The sequence below is a fragment of the Cohnella boryungensis genome (assembly GCF_042651945.1).
Classification (GTDB): domain Bacteria; phylum Bacillota; class Bacilli; order Paenibacillales; family Paenibacillaceae; genus Cohnella; species Cohnella boryungensis.
On sequence record NZ_JBHSED010000036.1, the window covers coordinates 199,848 to 220,474 of the forward strand.

Genomic DNA, 20,627 nt, shown 5'->3' on the forward strand with positions numbered 1-20,627 from the left:
TATCGATCCTGTGCGGCTTTGGGCATTTTCACGTTAATTTCTTTTATTATTCTTTCACTGGTAGTTTTTATACTGAATCTATCAGATTGATAATAGCAAGAGGAGTGAAGGACCAACGATGTTTAGGATGAGATTATACGGTTCTGCGCGAGTGCGGATAAAAGGATTTACGGTTCGAATCCTATTGGGATTGATGCTATTTTCTTTGTTATCGTCTTCATTCACGTTGCCTGCGTCGGCAGACGTCGGCAGCGATTGGACGCACTGCGCGGATGAAGGCGAGACGTGTTCCCCCTCCGGGACGAAAGAGTTGCGATTCGGAGCGGATACCCGATATGTAACGAAAGTGATTACTGGAGACGTGACTTGTTCGGCGACGGGATTGTCCGTAACGGATCCTGCGATCGGCACCGTGAAATCCTGCGATATTCGCGACTTGCAGCTGGATAGCGGAGTGACCGCAAACGGCAGCGGAGATCATCGGACAGTTACGATTACATTTAATGTTTATGCGGCACAGGCTGGCACGATAGAGGATTTGAGAAGCAAAATTACTGTGCAGAAGACGGGAGAAGCAACCTTTTCGTCGCTGGGCACGAACGATATCGTCTCGAATCTCGCGTCCACCGTATCGTCAAGCACGTTCTCCATCCACTTCCAGCATGCCTTAGTCGGCTCGGAGAACATCATCCGAATCGATACCGGAGCTTTCGTAGATAGCTCTGCGGTTCCTTACAATCAGATCCTGGTCATGGAAAGTATCTTATTCGGAGAGGGGACGGAAAGCATTCCTTATGAGATTGCAACCGCAGATCAGCTCTTTAAGATCAGGGACAAAATGGGAATTGGCGATTATTATAAGCTGACAGAAGATATTGATCTGAGCGGCTACTCCTCGGGAGAGGGCTGGATGCCGATTGGAGATTCGAGTTCGTATTTCGAAGGTTCATTGGACGGGAACGGATATACGATCAAAAATTTAACGATTAACATGCCCAGCCGCAGTTCCGTCGGTTTATTTGGTCATACTAGCGCGCATGCCGTTATTACAAATATGAAACTGGAAGACGTCGCGATTAACGCAAATACCTATGTAGGCGGTTTGGTGGGATTTAATGAAGGCGTCATCAGCAACAGCAGCGTCACGGGAAACCTCAACGGCGTAAGCAGCGTAGGCGGATTGGTCGGCAATAATTCCAATTACGCTCCAATTAGCAACAGCTATGCCGCAGCCCATGTTGAAGCCAGCACACGTGGTGCTGGAGGACTAGTGGGTTCAAATGATGGAAGAATAAGCAGCAGCCATGCTGAGGGAAGCTTGTCGGGAGGCAGTTACATCGGGGGCTTGGTTGGCTGGAACTATGGTAATGGGGTGATCAGAGACAGCTATGCATCGGGAAGCGGGAGAGGAAATGACACGATAGGCGGTTTGGTTGGTCTGAGTCAGGGCTATATTTTCAGCAGCTACGCAACGGGTAGTGTAAGCGATGGTTGGGGGATGGGCGGCTTAGTAGGTTCCCGGATTACAGGAATAATCAGCAGCAGCTATTACGACATACCTGTCGATAATGGTCTTGGTACATACGTATCAACCGAAGCCATGAAGCTTCATTCTACGTATGCCGGATTTGATTTTTCAAACGGTGGAGGGGCCTGGGGAATCGATCCTTCCTATAATAATGGCTCTCCTTACCTTAAGGCAGCGGTACCGTCAGCCGTAATTCGTGTAAGCGTAAGTCCAGCAACTTCGAGCGTGGCTGCGGGAGCGACGCAGCAGTTGACTGCCGTATTGTTAACGGCGGGCGGAGCGGCTCAAACCGTAACCTGGGCAAGCAGCGATAACCCGAATGTATCCGTTGATGCGAACGGATTGGTGACGGTTGCCCCGAATGCAGCGTCAGGCGACTACACCCTTACGGCAACGTCAACCGCGGACGCTAGCAAAATAGGAACGGCAACGGTCAAGGTAATGCTCAGCTTATCCGGTGTAGGCATTAACGTATTAGGCGGAAAAATCACCGGTACGTCAGCGACAATGGAATATAGCTTGGATTCAACGGACGGAACGGATGGAACGTGGTTGAGCGCAAGCGATACGAATACAGTTGTCTCGTTTACGGCCGGGAATTTATATGTTCGTGAAGTGGCTCTTCCGACAAATTATCGCCTGGTGGCCTCAATCGCGAGTGCGGCAGGAGCGCCGAGCGGCATAGGAGTCGATGTGTCGGCTAATCAAATAACGGGAACTACGGCACTGCAAGAATATAGCACGGACAACGGCGCAACATGGGCGAATGCAACGGCACCACACACGTCACACGCTTTTGTTGGCGGAGAAGCGGTAAAAGTACGCGTAAAAGCGACCGCAAGCGAATTGGCGAGCGCCGCCACAACAGCGATTCACGTAGCGACAGCGGCAAGTGCGCCAAGCGGAGTATCGGCGAATTTGTCCGGCGGGCAGGCTGCCGTGAAACTTGTAGGTGCTAACTTAACGATGGAATACAGCAGAGATGGCGGCACAACCTGGCAAGCCGTGACGCCCATGATTGCGGCGGGAACGGCAACGATAGACGTATCGGCATATCCGAATGATAATCTGCAAGTGAGAACAGCGGCAACGACAAGCGCTCTGCCTTCTCTGGTAACCTCGAAGTTGAATGTGGGAGCTGTGACAAGTGTAACCGTAAGTCCGGCAACGGCTACAGTGGTTCAGGGAGCAAATCGGCAATTAACTGCAAATGTAATAGCGACGGGCGGAGCACCGCTAACCGTAACTTGGACAAGCAGCAATCCCAAAGTAACAGTCGATGCGAATGGTTTAGTGACGGTTGCATCGGATGCGGTCGTAGGCAATTACACCGTTACGGCAAGCTCCACCTTCGATACGAGCATAACCGGAGCAGCAACGATTGCCGTATCGGCAGCACCCACAACGCCACCGGGCGGAGGCGGTGGGGGTAACATCGTAACGCCTCCGGACAATGGCAAAGTCGTCTCGCAGAACGGCCAACTTTCGCTTCCCGCAGGCGGATCGGGAGAAGTTCATTTGGGCGATGGGATCAAGATCGATATTCCTGCAAACGCAACAGACAAGGAACTGAGATTAACGATTGAAAAAGTGCTGAACATGCAGAACCTGCTAACGGACAACGAAGTGCCGGCAAGTCCAATCTATGAGGTTTTGAAAAACTTCTCGGAGAACTTCAGCAAGCCGGTAATGCTGACCCTCACTTTCGATTCGACAAGGATAAAGGGTAACCAAAGGGCGGCTATTTTCTACTACGACGAAGCCAAGAAGAAATGGGTAGAAGTCGGAGGCAAGGCGGACGGCAATCGCATCTCGGTAGAAGTGAATCATTTTACGAAGTATGCGGTACTCGTCGTAGGAGAAAGGGGATCGACGGGCACGGAGCCAACGGCTAACATGAGCGATGTTACCGGACATTGGGCTGAGGCTAGCATCAAAGAGGCAGTAGATAGCGGCATCGTCAAAGGTTACCCGGATGGAACGTTTAAGCCGAATCGTTCCGTGACTCGGGCAGAATTTGCCGTCTTGTTGATGAATGCCATGAATCCGCAAGATGAAGCGTCGTCTCCGACGTTCACGGACACGGCCAAAATCGGAGCGTGGGCGCAGAAAGCCGTTGCGCAAGCGGTTCAAGAAAGGATCATTCATGGCTATTCGGACGGAGCTTTCCGTCCGAATGAGGAAATTACGCGAGTCGAGATGGCAATGATGCTCGCTAATGCTTTGGGACGGCCGCCTGAGGCGATTGCGGCAACCGGCTTTGCAGATGACAAGGACATTCCGGCATGGGCGAAAGATGCGGTAGCAGAGTTGAAGAAGCTCGGCATTGTTCAAGGAAAGGGCGATAACCAGTTCGCACCGCAGGATCATGCGACAAGAGCGGAAGCCGTGACGGTTCTCTTGAAAATGCTAACGGCAAAGAAATAGGGCGTAATTAATGAAGGGTTACCCGAAGCCGGTTGTTCAAACGGCCCCGAGGTAACCCTTATTTTCATAGACGAGGCGGGAGATCGCCGATCGGCTGCAAAGAGGGGGGCGTGCCGCCTCCTTTTTGCTTTATCTGCACGGAACAGAGGACGATTGGGCGAAAAATCGGAATAAAAGATAGATTCACCCCGCTAGCGCGCGCCTCTGCGCTTCGATAGAATGAGATTTGGAAAGCGGTTACACAAATGCCGAGCAGGGCAAAACCTATCGACACCGGCCGTGATCGGCATGGTGTTGTCGGGCTGCGGCGGCGTTGACTGTCCATGCGTTTCGATTCGTGAAGCACAGAAGGAAACATTACTTTAAGGGGGAGAATCGTCATGAAGCAAAAACGTATAGTAAGTATTGTTTTAGCTCTTGTAATGATGCTGACCACGGTTTTGAACAGTATGACTAGTTTCGCAGCGGGGAAAACGGTTGATGAATTCGATAAGCTGCGGGAGAAATGGCAGTACTTGGCCATGGGCGGTGATTATGATCCTAATGACCCGAATATGCAAGGGCTGCTTCAAGCGATAAATCATGTGGCGCAGGATCTTCTTGACAGGATCAATCCGAGTCCGACACCGGATTGGGGAAACAATGATTACCTTTGGGCGGAGTATATGCTTGGCAATCGCGGTTCCGCATATAGCGATTCCAATAATACTCAGTTTACGATCCGAGGCCTTAAGTTTATGGCATTGGCCTTTCAGACCAAAGGCTGCGAGCTTTATCAGAATGAAAGATTGAAAAGCGAGATACTGCGAGGAATGGATTATATTTATAAAAATCATTTTAAGATCGGAGTGGAAACGAATTCTTATGGGAACTGGTTTACTTGGGAAATCGGGAGCCCGATTTATTTTAGCGAGACCGTTCTGCTTATGTATGATTATCTGACAGCAGAACAGATCCAGACTTATGTAACAACTGCTCTTCAGGGTGCAATCAAAACCGGAGGAGCCGCTTATATGTATGTGGGCGCAAATGCTTTGTGGAGAGATCGTGTCCGCCTGTATTCGGGTATTCTTCTTAAGGACAGCTCAATCCTTGCCTATGTACAGAACGATGTCCCTTCCTATATGGGTTATGTGACAAGCGGTGACGGCTATTACAAAGACGGTACATTTATGCAGCACGGAAATGTAGTTTATAATGGCGGCTACGGTAAAGAAGCATTTTCCGATATTAGTCATTTCATTTATATGCTTGATAGCTCTCCATGGGAAATTACCGGTCCCGAAAGAGATAATATGAGCACGATTGTGGAAAAAAGCTATGTGCCTTTCATGTATAAGGGTATCTTCATGGATATGGTCAGGGGACGTGAAATCACCCGTACAGATACGACCGATGCCTATGCCGGCATCACTATCAGCCTTGACGTTCTGCTATACTCCGAATCGGTGCCCGAGGAAGAGGGGAAGAGACTTAAGGGAATGATTAAGGAATGGCTGAATAATGAGAACGCCATACGTACTTTAAATGAGGGTGCCGGCGTGGCCTGGTATATGTTTCCCGTATACAATCTCTCTAAAACATTGGAAATTCTTAAGGATGATTCAATCGAACCTGTATCGAATGCAGGGAAAAGCTATACCTTCGGCAAAGGCTCAAGAACGGTTCATACTACAGACAACTTCACTTTCGGTCTTTCCATGTACAGCAACGATATCACAACCTTCGAGCAAGGCGACAGCAATACAAAAGGCTGGTACACAGGTCTTGGACAGACTTATATTTATACACCCGATATCGGACAGTATACTTATCAAAAACCAACGCTCGATTGGTATCGCCTTTCGGGTGTAACTGCCGTTAGCGGGATTTCCGTGAGCAGCCATACCAATTCGAACGCCTTTGCGGGAAGCACAACGCTTGATCAATCTTACAGCACGGCCGGCCTGGAGATTTCATCCACCGCCACAAAGGTGAGCGCCAAAAAATCGTGGTTTATGTTTGATGACGAGGTTGTAGCCTTAGGAACGGGGATTACTTCCACACATAATAACAATGTTGAAACCACGATCGACAACCATTATATTACGGGCGATAATGCTTTAATTATTAATGGAGAAAAGCAGTCGAGCGAGCTTGGATGGAACGGTAAAATCGATAATGCCAGGTGGGCATTAATCGAAGGGAATGCGAAAGGCTCAAATATCGGCGTTTATTTTCCGAAAGAAACCAAGCTTGGCGCAGTCCGTAAAAACCGTACAGGAAAATGGACCGATCTGGGCTCTTATAATGTAGATGAGAATGTGCAATCAGCCAATTACCTTACGATGTGGATTGATCATGGCTCAAAGCCGGTGAATGAAAGCTATGCCTACGTTCTATTGCCTGGAACGACCGCAGCGCAGGTTGAGAACTACGCAGACTCCAGCGATATTGAAATTATCCGCCAGGATAATGATGTACACGCCGTATATGAGAAAACGCTCCATACCCTCGGCGTGAATTTCTGGCAGGATGGCGATCAATCCATTGATGCAATAGGGGTAAAGGATTATCTGTCTGTTGATAGAGCTTCTTCTATTATGATTAAAGAAGACGATAACAAGCTCAGCTTTGCCCTATCAGATCCGACTAAGAAAAATTCCGACACAATTACCGTGGATATCAATCGGGCGGCCGTCGGGGTTATATCAAAAGATAGCCGGATTAAAGTGATTCAAACCTCTCCGTCCATTAGGTTTGAGCTGGATGTCAATCAGTCTTATGGGAATCCGATCGAAGCTGAGTTCGCCTTCAAAGAACTTGAGGTGCCGGGAGAAACCTCAATTACAAACATGGCATTAAGCGATAACACCTTAAGTCTTGAATTTGCCAAAGCCTCGCGAGCAACGGGTTACAAGCTGGTTTATGGCACGGAAAGCGGAAGCTATTCGGAATCCTTCGTGACTTCCGGAAATACGGCGAAGATCAAAGGATTAAATGCCAATACGACTTATTATTTTGCGGTTAAAGCGATTAATGACTCAGGGGAAGGCGGCTTATCGCAAGAAAAATCCTATAGCATCGGCAATACGCGCACTTTGATCGAAGAATTCGAAGATTTCTCCAAGACGGTCAGTTATTCCGGAGGATGGGCAACCGACGCTTCCAATGCGAGTACTTATTATGATGGAGATGTCACTCGGATTAAGAGAAATGACGCGGATAAGACGAATCCAAGACGAGAGGAATATATCACCTATTATGTTCCGTCACCCAAAAGCTTTGAGCTGACGACCTATGATTACGGTTTAGCTAGTGCAGGGGATAATACCATTCTGCAATTTTACGGTTCAACAGATAACGAGAACTGGGTTCCCATTCCGGCAGCCAAAAACGGAACCGTAGTCAAAGATAAGTGGAGTAAAGTTGTCTATACCAATTCAGGGGAATTGGATAGTTCCATAAAGTATATCAAGATTGGCGTCTCCAACAACACCAAGATTTGGGCGCCGCAGCTCTCAAAGCTGGCAATCAATTATGCTTGGACCTCTGACCGTGTGGTCATGGATACGATGCTGGATGATTCCAGAACCTATGAGGTAGAAGGCGATGCCGACTATAGGACGGGAGACGGCGTTAAATTCGGCGGCGATAAGGATATTCTGATTAAAAGCGGTTCCGGGAATGCAACAATGCTCTATAGTTATACCAATATAAGAAACGCCAAGCTTACAGCTTATATTGCCAAAGACAATGGCGGTACGGTATCGGTTATGTCTTCCAAAGACGGGATAAGCTTTGTGCCTGTTGCTTCCGGTCAAGAGACGGCCGGCGGTGATTATGGGGACTATCATAAATTGGTTTACAGCATTCCTGCATTAGAGGAGGGTACGAATTATCTACTGCTTACAATAAGCGGCGAAGCCGATTCAATTGCTATTGCCGACCTATACTTGGCATACGTCCATGAAATTGCACCTGTACAGAAGATTCGCTTTAAGGATAAGCAGCATGAAGCGGTGATGAAGTATGATTTGGCCCCGGCAGTCAAACTGGCGCCGATGAATGCGACAGGTGAAATAGAATATACGATCTCGGACAAGGACATTGCTACCGTAAACAATTCAACAGGAACATTGCAGGCCAGGGCGCTCGGAACTGCGGTTCTTACAGCTACTGTCCTTGGAACGGAGGCAGATGTAAGGGCAAATATGATTGTCCGTACTTCACAAAACCTTGCACTTAACGCAAATATCACTGCAAGCTCTGCCAATGGCGTGTACACGGCGAATAAAGCCATTGATGGCGATTATCTTTCCCGTTGGGAGTCCAGCGTTGGAAATGTTCAATGGCTGCAGGTTGATTTAGGATCACCTAAAGGATTTGGAGCAATCGAACTGAACTGGCAGCAATATGCAACAGAGTATGTGGTTCAAGGCTCTATGGATGGCAATGCCTGGACCACTCTTTATACGGAGACGAACGGCAGTGGCGGTAAGGTCTGGATTGAATTTGGCGAAGTACAAAAATACCGATACGTCAGATTGAGCGGTACGAAAGCCACTGCGGCCTATTCGATCTATGAGTTCCGCGTCCTCTCGTTTCAGCCTCAAAAAGGGGTGGACGGAGTTATACTGCAAAATCTTTCACTAGGAAAAACAGCGACAACAAGCGGCAATGACTCTACTAATGGCGTTCCTAAAGCTGCGATAGATGGGGATACCTCAACGCGCTGGGCGTCTGCGAGAACAGATAGCCAGTGGTATACCATTGACTTAGGCGCTACAAGCAAGATCCATCAGATTAATTTGCTATGGGAGTCCGCTTACGGTAAAGAGTACGACATTCAGGTGCTGGATGACAGCGGGAGTACGGTTACTACTGCAGTCTATGAAAGAAACGGTTCTGCCGGATGGAAGAGGTATGCGCTCGATGAGCCGTTAGAGGGAAGATTCGTTCGGATGCAAGGCATTAAGCGCGGCTCCACTTATGGATATTCTTTATTCGAGTTCGAGGTCTATGGGAGCTTGGCGCAAACAACGGTTAGTTCAATTCAGTTTGCTTCCGATAAGCTTTCTGTGCTAAGAAACCATAAGAAAACGGCTGCGATCATTACAAATCCGCCTTATGTGAATGAGGGGAGCGTTGAATTCGTCAGTCTAAACCCTGAAATAGCGACGGTATCCAATAAAGGCGTTGTTACGGGGATAACAACGGGGTCGACCTTCATAAAGGCTTATTCAACGGTTTCGGAAGCTGTTTATGACATCGCTGAAGTCACGGTAACGGATTACATTGGTGCTCCCATACCGGTTTCCAATCTTGAGGTGCGAGGCGGCGTAGCCATTATCGATAAAGGGACAATGGCCCAGTTTGACGCTTCGGTTACTCCCGATAATGCATCCATAAAGAACATTCACTGGACCTCCAGCGATGAACGTGTACTCCTCGTATCTAACGAAGGTTTAATAAAAGCGATCGGCGTAGGAACCGCAGTCGTAAGAGCGGTCAGCGTTGCTAATCCACAGCTGGTGTACGAACAGGTCATAAGAGTGGTTGATGCAGAAGTGGAAACTGTAAAGGCATTGATAAATGCAATCGGCATGGTTTCCTTGAATAGCAAGGGAGAGATCGATGCCGCACGGGAAGCTTATAATCGTCTGACTGATGATCAGAAAGCATTAGTGGATAATTATGAAGGATTGGCAGCTGCAGAAATACAGTATGAAGAACTGGTGGAAGCTTCGAAGAAAGTAAGCGGAGTAACGCTCGACAAGAGCACATTAAATCTGACTGTAGGAATAAGCGGACAATTGACGGCTACCGTAACGCCATCCACAGCAGTAAACAAGAATGTAACATGGTCAAGCAGCAACACCAAGGTTGCAACTGTCGACAGTAACGGCAAGATAACCGCTGTGGCAGTAGGAACGGCGATCATAACCGTAACGACAGAAGACGGCGGTCGAGCAGCAACGTGTATTGTAACCGTCAGAAGAAGCGGACAAAGCAATGGGGGAGGCAATCCTAGTGGAGGGGATTCATCCGTTACATCACCGACAACAACGCCGACAGGAGATGGACCGGTTACCCTTCAGGCGCCTGCACCTGTAGTGAATACGGCAGGCGTAGCAACAACGACTCTTGATGCAGATGCGTTGACCAAAGCTCTCGAAGCCTCTAATACAGTAATCGTCCTTGTACCTAAGGCTGAAGAAGCCAGCGCCTATGCATCGGTCTTGCCGACGACAGCTCTGACGTCAGGAGATGCAACCAAGAGGATCGAAATCGTAACAGAACTCGGTAAGGTATCCGTAACTGGAAACATGCTCACGTCAATAGATACAGCAGGGGCCCAGATTGTAAGCCTCGTTATCGCAAAAGCAGACGCAAACGAGGTTGATTCGGCAGTAAAGTCACAAATAGGTAAGAGACCTGTAGTTGAGCTCTATGTAAGTATAAACGGCACGAGGATCACACAGAGCAAATCAAAAGCGCCTGTGACAGTGGAATTGCCGTATTCGCCTACAGCAGCTGAACTTGCCGACCCGGAGTTTATCGTCGTATGGTACATGGATGAAGCAGGAAAGGCAGTGGCGGTACCCACTGGCAAGTATGATTCCGTAACGGGTACGGTAACCTTTACAACAACACACCTTGGCAAGTATGCGGTGGCCTATGCTAAGAAGAGCTTTAGCGACATTGGTCAACATTCATGGGCAAGAAAAGCAATTGAAGTAATGGCCTCTAAAGGGGTGATAAGCGGCACCTCTGCAACAACCTTCAATCCTTCTGCCGATATTACGCGGGCAGACTTCGTACTATTGCTTGTGAAGGCTCTTGGGTTATCTGTACAAACGCAAAGCAACTTTGCAGATGTAAGCTCAAGCGCATATTATGCAGAAGCTCTGGCCACAGCCAAAGCCCTTGGAATAACAACGGGGGTTGGCAGCAACAATTTCAATCCAAAAGGAAAGATTACAAGGGAAGACATGATGGTTATTGCAGCAAAAGCAATGAATATAGCCGGTAAACCTTTGGAACAGGCTTCGGAACTGAATGGCTATTCTGACTCGGCGCAAATAAGCCGTTACGCATTTAATGCTGTGGCAGCTTTAATCAAGGCAGGAATTATAAAAGGCAGCGGCAATTCCATAAATCCGAAGGGAACAGCAACAAGGGCTGAAGTAGCGGTTATCATTTACAACTTGTATAACAGATAGTTCTTACCGAACGGGGTTTTCCTTCTATATGGAAAACCCCGTTTTGTTATGCGTTCGGGGAAGAAATCGGGAGAGTTAATGATTTTTATTGGATGTGTTATCCAGAAAAATCGTAGCTGCACGTATCACAACATCAGGGTTTCCTTGACGAATTAACGCCTTGGCTTCAGCAATATCTGATGCTTTTACATTTCGATAATACACGACACCATAAGTATCCTGGTATTCCACCGTATATTCGGCTTGTTCGCTTTCCATCTTAGATCACCTGCCGTTTTAAGCTTTACTAATGATTTCATCGATGAGCCCATAATTCTTTGCTTCATGCGCATCCATAAAATTATCGCGATCGGTGTCTTTCTCTACCTTCTCAATAGGCTGTCCCGTTTGCCGTGCTAATAACTGATTTATACGGTCGCGAATACGCAATATGCGTTTGGCGCTGATTTCAATATCACTGGCTTGGCCGCGTGCTCCTCCGAGAGGCTGGTGAATCATAATTTCGCTGTTAGGAAGAGCAAGCCGTTTTCCTTTCGCTCCGCTAGCCAACAAAAAGGCTCCCATGGAAGCCGCTATACCTACACATAGGGTTGATACATCGGATTTTACTAATTGCATTGTGTCGTAAATACCCATCCCCGCAGTTATGGAGCCCCCGGGAGAGTTTATATACATTCTAATGTCCATATCGGAATCAGTGCCGTCCAAGAATAGAAGCTGTGCGATAACACTATTTGCAATTTCGTCGGTGATTTCACCGGATACAAAAATGATTCGGTCCCGGAGAAGTCGAGAATATATGTCGTAAGCTCGTTCCCCTCTGGCCGATTGTTCTACAACATAAGGAATCAGGCTCATGGTTTTAACCCCTCTTTAGTAATCTATGCGGTACTTCTTTTCAAGATAGGCGTAAGCATTACTTCTTACCTCATATATTCGTGGTCGGATATTTACCAAATCGTCATGTGATGAGGATAAATTGGCAGCAGGATTAACTATTTCTTTTACACGTTCAATGACTTGTTCGTCAATTTCCAACGCATCCATTTCATCTCCATTTACGAATTGGAGAGTGAGCTCACGAATGAGTTCATTCCAGTTATTTTCGCTATCATGGTAACGCAAACGCACGGAAATGGGCGCACCGCCAAAATTAACCGGGAATTGTGTGTATAGTTCGAGAAGTACATCTTTATCTTGCGACAAATCCAATAAGATACCGTTGGAACTACTTTCTTCATATCCATTAAGGTTCGGAGCACGATAAAGACCATCAGGCAGATCAATAAGAATTTCCGCTTTATCATTTGGCGAAAAATTCATGGGGAAAAGCTGAATCCATAAATGATTCATGCCTTCTTCTTGTTCCATGATTGGTTTAGCCAACCTCAAATTGAGGATCAATGGTTTTCCCCCCTTAAGGCCTGGGAAATGGAGTTAATGACTTTTTGTTTTAATTCGGCAGATATTCTAGGGCTTAACGTTATAGCGACATCCTCATTTATTGTAAGCGTCTCGTTTTCTAGAACACGGCTTGGGTCATAAATGTGCATCTGCTGGCCCACTTTTTCTACTTCTTCTAAAGAGAGTGTTTTTAACTTTTCCTGGATGGACGCTAAGGTTTCACCGGTTCTTGTTAAGGTGATGATGGCTCGAAAAAAATGAAGGTGTTTATCTGTATATACCCTTTTATTTCCCGCCAATTCCAGCGGCGGTACCATACCTATTTGTGTGTAATAACGTACAGTTCTCAAATTCATTCTGGGGTCATCTTGTTGAAGAATCTCCGCGATCTGTTTAGCGGTATAACTATTCATGATATCCCTCCTGTTACACATAACTGATTAAGAAACAGTTAAATGTATTGTATACAGTTTACTGTAACTATATTCATGACGTCAACAACATTTAACCCGACAACTCTTATAACAAGAAAAACACAAATAACGCCCTTCCAGCTTCCCGTCGGGAAGTGAAAGGGCGATAAGTCTGCTTGCTTCGATGACGTCAGCTACAAAAAGGTAGTACCGTGTTCCTCCGACTCAGCCTTTAATCGATCCTGCGAGCAAGCCGCGAATGAAGTAGCGACTCAGGAAGATGTAGACGAGCAGCGTCGGAAGCGCAGCGAGAAGGGCACCCGCCATCTGAACGTTCCACTGCACGATTTGGCTGCCCGACAGATTCTGCAGCGCCACCATAATCGGCTGCTGCTTCTGCGTCGTGAGGGTAACCGCGAACAGAAACTCGTTCCAAATATTCGTAAATTGCCATATGCCGACGACAACGAATCCGGTAACGGACAAGGGAACGATGACATGGCGATAGATGCCGAAAAATCCGTTCCCGTCAATTTTGGCCGCTTCGAGCAGCTCGGTTGGAATGCCGACATAGAAATTCCGGAACATAAGCGTACAGATCGGCAAACCGTACACAACGTGAACCAGAATGAGCCCCGCAAGCGAATTGTACAGGTTGATGCTCTGCATGAACTGAATGAGCGGAATCAAGATGCTCTGATACGGGATGAACATGCCGAACAGCATGAGGGCAAAGAGCGTATTGGAGCCCTTGAATGTCCACTTGGATAAAATGTAGCCGTTCATCGATCCGAGGAACGCCGACAGCAGAGTAGCGGGAATAACGAGCAAGAAGCTGTTGGTCAAGTTGGGCGCCAGCTTCTCGAAGGCGACCTTGTACCCCGAGAAATCGAATTTCGTGGGCCAATCCCACATTTTCTCCAGCGTGATGGAATCCAATCCTTTGACGCTAGTCAGGACGACGACATAGATCGGAATCAGAAACATTACGGCTAATGCGCAAAGGAGCAGATAGAGCAGCGTGCGTTTTACGCGTTCACCTCTCATTTATTTATCCCCCTTTCTAAGACTGGAAACCAGATACGGGATAATGAGCAGAGATATGAACGCAAGCATGACCATGGCGATTCCGGCGCCTTGCGCATAATGGTTGCCGCGGAAGGTCGTTTCGAACATATACACCCCGGGCACGTCGGTAACAAACATCGCTCCGGGTCCCGTCATCGCGTACACCAAATCAAATATTTTCAAGGAGATATGGGCGAGAATAATGACCAAGCTCATCGTGATCGGCGTCAGTTGAGGCAGGATGACCTTGAAGAAAATTTGGCTTTCCTTGGCGCCGTCGACTCTGGCCGCTTCGCGTAAATCGTCGGGAACCGCGCGCAAGCCTGCAAGATACATCGCCATTGCAAAGCCGGACATTTGCCATACGGTCGCGATCGCCACTGCGATTATTGCAATCGGAATCCCGAATTTGATCTGTCCGATGGGTAATCCGAGATAGATTTCCGTGCTTGTATACCACTTAGGCACCGAGTCAAAGCCGAGTTTTTTCAGAATCAGGTTGAAGCCGGTAGTCGGATTAAGCAACCACTGCCAGATAACGCCTGTGACGATAAAGGAGACGGCCATCGGAAAGATGAACACATTGCGAAAGAACGATTCCCCGCGAACTTTGCGATCGATCATGAGTGCCAGGAATAATCCGATCATCATCGTGACGGCAATGAAGAGAATCGTGAACACCAATGTATTTCTTAAATCCGATTGAAACCGGAAATCCGAAAACAAAAATCGATAATTGTCGAAGCCGATAAAGTTATTGCTTTGGACAAGGGTGTTCCAATCCGTAAAGGAAGTGTAGCCGGTCTTGGCGATAAATCCGTAAATAAATATGGCAATCGCCGCAATAGAGGGCAACAGCATGAGTATGGGAAGCAGCCGCTCCCGGTTTTTCTTTTTTTTGCTTGCACCGATCTCTCCGACCGAAGAAGTCATAAGCGTCACTCCTGACAAAAACAGGGCCAGATGCCAGATCGCATCTGACCCCGTTTTATGTTCTGTTTAGCGATCCCGTCGATTATTTGCCGATTCCACTCGATTGCGCGGCGGATACGAGCGCCTTCTGAGCTTGCTCCACGTCGCCGTTCGTTACGAAAATATTAACGACTTGATTCGCTTGCGTTGCGAAGCCTTCCGGCGCTGCGGAACCATGCGCCAAGCTTGGAGCGAGCTTGCTTACTTTGAAGTCGTCGATCGTTTCTTGTCCGTAAGAATCGTATTTGGATTTGTCTGCGTCGATCCGAGCGGGAATCGATCCTTTCAGCGGATTGAACACGTCCTGACCTTCGACAGAGCCAAGCACCTTCAAAAATTCGCGGGCGGCTTGCTCGTCCTTAGCGCCCTTCGGAATGGCGAATGTATCGGTGATAACCATGAAGCTGTCGCCGGTGTTGGGCGTTTCGATCCAGCCGAAATCCTGGTTCGCAACGAGCTTCAAGTCCGTTGTGAAGTAGCCTTTAGCCCAGTCGCCCATGTTCGTCATTGCCGCTTTGCCCTCGGCGACGAGCTGGGATGCGTCTTGCCAGTTGCGCGCCGCATGATCTTCGTTCACGTAAGTCAGCATTTTTTTGAATTTTTCGAATGATGAGGTTACGCGCGCATCGTCGAATTTCACTTCGCCGGTCCACAGTTTTTTGTAGTCGTCTGCGCCCAGCTCGCCCATCATAATGTTTTCGAGCAGCATCGTTGCCGTCCAAGGCTCTTTATCACCCAGCGCAAGCGGCGTAATGCCTTTTGCTTTCAAAGCGTCGGCGACGGTGAAGAACTCGTCGAAGGTTTTAGGCGCTTGAAGGCCGTTGTCGTCGAAGATTTTTTTGTTGTAGAAAATCACGTTGCCGCGATGGATATTGACTGGAACAGAGTAGGCTTTGCCGTCTTTGCTGACGAGATCGATCAATTCCTTAGGGAACTTATCGTTCCAGCCTTCTTCCGCGAACAGATCGTTCAGATCGATTACCTTATCCGCTGCCACCCAACCGGTGTTGAGCTCGGCACCGCCATGTACCTGGAAGGCATCCGGCGGATCTCCGCCCTGCATGCGGCTCGCGAGCACGGCCTTGGCGTTCGTTCCCGCGCCGCCAGCAACGGCAGCGTTAATCACTTTAATGTCCGATTGCTTATCCGAGAATAGCCCGATCAAGCCAAGCAAGCCGGCTTCCTCGCCTGCTCCCGTCCACCAACTGAAGATTTCGACCTTTTGGTCAACGGACTGCTCCGCTTTGGATGGAGAAGGAGGAGCGCTTCCCTCGCTGCCCTTTGATGCCGCAGGACCGTTGTTGTTGCCCCCACATCCCGTTAACACCATGCCGGCAACCGACAATGTGGAAAGTATCATGCCTAATTTCCGTTTCACTTGACTTCCCCTTTCAAAACAAGGTTTTGTAATCGCTTTACGTTTAATATGATAAACGCTTACAAACCGGTTTAATATGTGGCGATCCTATCTTTTGTTCCGTTATTTTACACAGAAATCCAGCCTTGCAAAGATGGCTCCTCGCAAGGCTGGACGATGGTTAGCTATGATATTTGCGGTATTCGCCGGGCGACATTCCGGTCTGCTTTTGAAACCATTCGCTGAAGTAACGGGGATTCGGATAACCGACGGCTTCCCCGATCTGATAGATCTTTAGGGTGCTTTTGGTCAACAGCTCGCACGATTTCTCAATCCGCTTCGCGGACAAATAGTCGCTGAAGGACTTGCCCGTCTCCTGCTTGAAAATTCGGCTTAGATAATTCGGCGTAATGTACAGCTCCTCGGCAATTTGCACCTGGTGCAAGTCCTCGGTAAATTTCTCGTTCATGAGCTTTATCGCTTTCTTGACCAGAAAAGAGGCGTTTTCATCGATCCCTTCCGCTGGCTTCGGCAAATTCGGAAGCTTGAAGCGGGCGCTCCTCTCGTTCTGGCAGCGGGCTTTGAGCTTGAGCAGTACTTCTTCGGTGTCCTCGACATCCGTGGGTTTAAGTAAATAATCGGAGGCTCCAAGCCGCATCGCTTCCTGGGCGTATTTGAAATCGTCGAATCCGCTCATGATGACCACTTTGCTGGAGGGCGTATCCGGATGATCCATTTCGATTTTCCTGAGCTCGGCCAGAAACTCCAGCCCCGTCATATTCGGCATTCGAATGTCCGTCATAATGATGTCGACCGGGTTGTTTTTAATTTCCTGCAGCGCTTCGCGTCCGTCCTCGAAGCTGCCAACAAGCTCGATGCCGATTCGTTCCCAATTGATATGCTCGCTTAATCCTTCTCGAATCCACGATTCATCGTCTATGATTGCTGCGCGGCAAGTCGATTTCATGCGTTATCCCCCTCATGATTCTAATGGACGATTGGATCACTCGCTGTTTTTCGGGTTGTGCTTGGATTGTTTGGCGTTATTGATCTGGATCGACTGGTACAGATGCCGCAGCTCATCGGCGGCTGTGCGGAAAGCCAGTTCCGGCTCGGAATGAAGCGTAATGATCTTGGCAAGCGCGCGTTCTTCGATTTCTACCAGGGCGTTATAGTAAGGAACATAGGGCTCGTTGCGCGCGGTCCGAAGACTTTCGAGCAGCAGGCCGAAGTCGGGCCGGCTTTCCCGGTAGCGTTCGTCTCCGAGAATGGAGCGCCTTGCAGGGATGCCTCCGGCTTCGACATAGATCTTGCCGCCGACCTTTCCTGTCGCGAATTCGAGAAATTTCCACGCATCGGTCGGATTCGCCGAATTGGCATTAATGGCAAGCGTCCAACTATGCTCGAAGGTCGCCCGGTGAATTTTGCCGTTCTCGTCCTTAATGCCCGGAATGAGAGCGATTTGGATGGAATCCTTGTAGCGGCTAGTCGATTGCACGATATCCTTGTAAGAAGCGTTCCAGTACGGCGCGGCCATCGCAACCTCCCCGCTGAGCAAAGCGTCGCGCGTTCTGGCGAAATCCCAGGACAGGAGATCGTCGGGAATGACTTTGTTCTGAACCATTTTCGCCAAGAATTCGCCGGCGCGCACCGAAGGCTCGTGATCGAGCATCACTTGGCCGGTATCCTCCCGCATTCCGTCTCCCCCAAAGGACCAGAGCAAGGAAGCGAAAATCTTGGATCGCTCCTCGGGAACAACCGCAGGCATCGTCGCTCCCCATCTGGTCGGAGAGCCGGGCGTGATGGAACGCGTAAAACGCTTCGCTGCCTCGTAAAATTCATCCCAAGTATCCGGCGGATGGGGGATGAGATCGCTTCGGTAATATAAAAAGTGCGTGCTAATATCGGTCGGCAAGGCATAGATGGCGTTCTGATAGCGGTAGATCGCCAGGAAATCGTCCAGATTGAAGGATTCCAGGTCGGTTAACTCCGGGTCCTGGATAAAGGGATCGAGCGGTAATATCGCATTCGCGGAGGCGAATTGGGCGATTGAGGTGTTCGGCATGAACATGACGTCGAAAGCCTCCGACCCCGCGAATAGTTGAGTGCCTAGTGCGGTAAAGAAGTTATCGCGCCCTAGCTCGACGAACTCGACTTTTATGCCGCTGGATTTCGTAAACGGTTCGGCGATTTTGCGAAGCGCGGACGACTCGGTTCCGGTACGGATCAAGACGCGAATGATAGGCTCCTTCACGTTGTTCACCGGCTCGCTCAGTTTGATTCGGTCCAGCAAGGCGATTCCGCTCAGCGTCCAGAGAATGAGAAGGGATAGCGCGATGAGCAGCAAGCTTCTAAATCCAAGACGATTCATGTACGTTGACAAGCCTCCTGTTCCGCGATCTTATTTCCATTCCCGGCTGATTGGAATGCAAAGCCTCACCAAGGTTCTGTCGTTAACGCGATCTATTAATCTTATGCCGAACGCTTCGCCGAATGAGAGTTGAATTCTTTGATGAACGTTCCGAAGCCCGACATGCTCGCTTTGCTTTTCATCCTCCAGCAATTGCTTCATGCGGCTCAGATCGGTATCGTGTCCATCGTTCGCGATATCGATCAGCACTTCTTGACCGGATCGATAAATATCCAAGCTGATATGACCGCCAGTCTTTAGCCTGGCAATGCCGTGCTCGATCGCGTTCTCTACGATCGGCTGCAGAATGAGCGGCATCGTCCACACCCGATTCAGCTCCGGCTCCATCGTGATTCGATAGTCGAGTTTATCTCTGTATCGGAAAGCGAGAATTCGCAAATAGTTCTCGACATGCTCCACTTCCCGTTCCAAGGTCACGCGCTCCAAGCTCGAGTTCAGCGTAAATCTGAAAAATTTTCCGAGCGCGGTGACCAGCTTGCTGATCGGCTCGGCGCCATGCTTTTTCGACATCCAGTAGATCGTATCCAGCGTGTTGTACAAAAAATGCGGCTGTATTTGCATCTGCAGCGTTTTCAACTGGGCGTCGCCTTTTTGCTTCTGCGCGTTTTCATTTTCGATAAGCAGCTGTTGCGTCCGGTCCATCAACCGATTGAAATTGCGTTGTAAAATACTGATTTCCCGGATTGAGCTCATCTGTTCTCTGACGTTCAGATTGTCGATGGAGGCGACCGACATGACTTTAGCCAAGCCGATGACCGGCTTCGACAGAACCGCCGTGAACAGGAGGGCGACAACGAAGGAGACAACCGCTCCAAGACCGGCCATGATCAATAGCACCTTGAGAATTTGCTGGTTGGGTCCGAGCACTTCGTTCAGAGGAACGACGGCAGTTAATTTCCAATTGCTGACCGCCGAAGTATCGTAGGATAGAAGCCATTTGCCGTCTACGGTAATCGTTCCGCTGCCGAAGGGGGGAAGCTCTTGAATCGCCGATATGATTTTGGGGTTGTTAAACAGATCGGATTGCTGGCTGTAGATGACTTCGCCGAAATGATCCGTAATTTGGAGGGAGCCCGTCGATCCGATCCGTACGCCGCGAAGATACTCATCCAGAAAGAGGTCGTTAAGCTGGATGAACAGATAACCTCTCAGCTCGGCGGTATTGCTGTCGACGATTCTGCGCGCCGCCGTCACGGAAGCATGAACGGGAGTGTTGAACCCCGCTTTGGATTGATAGATCGCTTGCGAGTTGTTGAGCCAATGCATCTTTAGCGGCTCCTCGTTGAATTGCTTGACGATATAGCTGTAATTTTTCCGATCCAGCTGGTCGTAATGAGACAGGGAGCTGTCCGTAGACAGCACATAGCTGTCGGGAGTCACAAAGGAGATCGTTCGAATATGGTTCAGCTTTCCGCTGAATAAATCGGAATATACCTTCTCTTTGAATTTGCGGTTTGCTTCGTTGAGCTGATAGGTTGTATCCAGCGGAGCGGCGATAAATTCCAGCGATTGCTGATACAGCAGCGACCAGGTCAGCCGATCGATCTCGTTCAGATTCGTATCCAACGTGCTTTTGGTCTGCGCGACGGATTGCTGTACGAATTGGCTGGCTTGATTTTGGAAGAGATCGTTTTGCTTCTGGTATGTAATGAAAGTAATGACGACAAGCGGAAAGATCATGAGAAACAGGATGGCCGTTAACAGAATGGACCGGATCGAAACGGTTCGCGACATGGCTTTATAGTGCCTCCCCAATCGGTGAAAACGATGAAAGCGCTGTCATTAATAATTGTGATTCATGTCCATATACAATAACACGAAG

12 protein-coding genes are annotated in these 20,627 nt (G+C 48.8%); 2 read left to right on the forward strand and 10 right to left on the reverse strand.

Features of this window, described 5'->3' with window-relative positions:
• Positions 1-118 precede the first annotated feature (118 nt).
• Positions 119-3,955, forward strand: coding sequence for an S-layer homology domain-containing protein (locus ACFO1S_RS17710; protein ID WP_378127246.1), 3,837 nt, complete (start codon positions 119-121; stop codon positions 3,953-3,955).
• A gap of 380 nt (positions 3,956-4,335) precedes the next feature.
• Entirely contained in the window at positions 4,336-11,160 is a 6,825-nt protein-coding gene (locus ACFO1S_RS17715; RefSeq protein WP_204603914.1) for a polysaccharide lyase family 8 super-sandwich domain-containing protein, read from the forward strand.
• Between the two features lie 75 nt (positions 11,161-11,235).
• Here ACFO1S_RS17715 and ACFO1S_RS17720 read toward each other — a convergent pair whose 3' ends face one another.
• The 10 genes from ACFO1S_RS17720 to ACFO1S_RS17765 all read right to left on the reverse strand — a co-directional run bounded on the left by ACFO1S_RS17720 (position 11,236) and on the right by ACFO1S_RS17765 (position 20,539).
• Positions 11,236-11,418 carry a hypothetical protein gene (locus ACFO1S_RS17720; protein ID WP_204603915.1) on the reverse strand — a complete coding sequence of 61 codons (183 nt, stop codon included), beginning with the start codon at positions 11,416-11,418 and terminating at the stop codon, positions 11,236-11,238.
• An 18-nt stretch (positions 11,419-11,436) separates the two neighbouring features.
• Positions 11,437-12,018: an ATP-dependent Clp endopeptidase proteolytic subunit ClpP gene (gene clpP, locus ACFO1S_RS17725; protein WP_204603916.1), complete on the reverse strand. Its 582-nt coding sequence runs from the start codon at positions 12,016-12,018 to the stop codon at positions 11,437-11,439.
• A gap of 15 nt (positions 12,019-12,033) precedes the next feature.
• A complete protein-coding gene (locus ACFO1S_RS17730) occupies positions 12,034-12,564 on the reverse strand; it encodes a hypothetical protein (protein ID WP_378127248.1) in 531 nt (176 codons plus the stop codon).
• Entirely contained in the window at positions 12,561-12,977 is a 417-nt protein-coding gene (locus tag ACFO1S_RS17735) for a MerR family transcriptional regulator (RefSeq protein ID WP_204603918.1), read from the reverse strand. Before ACFO1S_RS17735 ends, ACFO1S_RS17730 begins: the two co-directional genes overlap by 4 nt.
• 225 nt (positions 12,978-13,202) lie before the next feature.
• Complete coding sequence (locus ACFO1S_RS17740; protein WP_204603919.1) at positions 13,203-14,024, reverse strand: carbohydrate ABC transporter permease; 822 nt, start codon at positions 14,022-14,024, stop codon at positions 13,203-13,205.
• A complete protein-coding gene (locus ACFO1S_RS17745) occupies positions 14,025-14,978 on the reverse strand; it encodes a carbohydrate ABC transporter permease (RefSeq protein ID WP_204603920.1) in 954 nt (317 codons plus the stop codon). It lies immediately after the preceding gene.
• Positions 14,979-15,060: 82 nt separating this feature from the next.
• On the reverse strand, positions 15,061-16,395 hold the full coding sequence (locus ACFO1S_RS17750; protein WP_378127251.1) for an ABC transporter substrate-binding protein: 1,335 nt from the start codon (positions 16,393-16,395) through the stop codon (positions 15,061-15,063).
• Between the two features lie 160 nt (positions 16,396-16,555).
• Positions 16,556-17,341: a response regulator transcription factor gene (locus ACFO1S_RS17755; RefSeq protein WP_204603921.1), complete on the reverse strand. Its 786-nt coding sequence runs from the start codon at positions 17,339-17,341 to the stop codon at positions 16,556-16,558.
• 36 nt (positions 17,342-17,377) lie between these two features.
• Complete coding sequence (locus tag ACFO1S_RS17760) at positions 17,378-18,745, reverse strand: ABC transporter substrate-binding protein (RefSeq protein WP_204603922.1); 1,368 nt, start codon at positions 18,743-18,745, stop codon at positions 17,378-17,380.
• 30 nt (positions 18,746-18,775) lie between these two features.
• Positions 18,776-20,539 (reverse strand): sensor histidine kinase, encoded by a 1,764-nt coding sequence (locus ACFO1S_RS17765; protein ID WP_204603923.1) that lies wholly within the window; start codon positions 20,537-20,539, stop codon positions 18,776-18,778.
• Positions 20,540-20,627 lie beyond the last annotated feature (88 nt).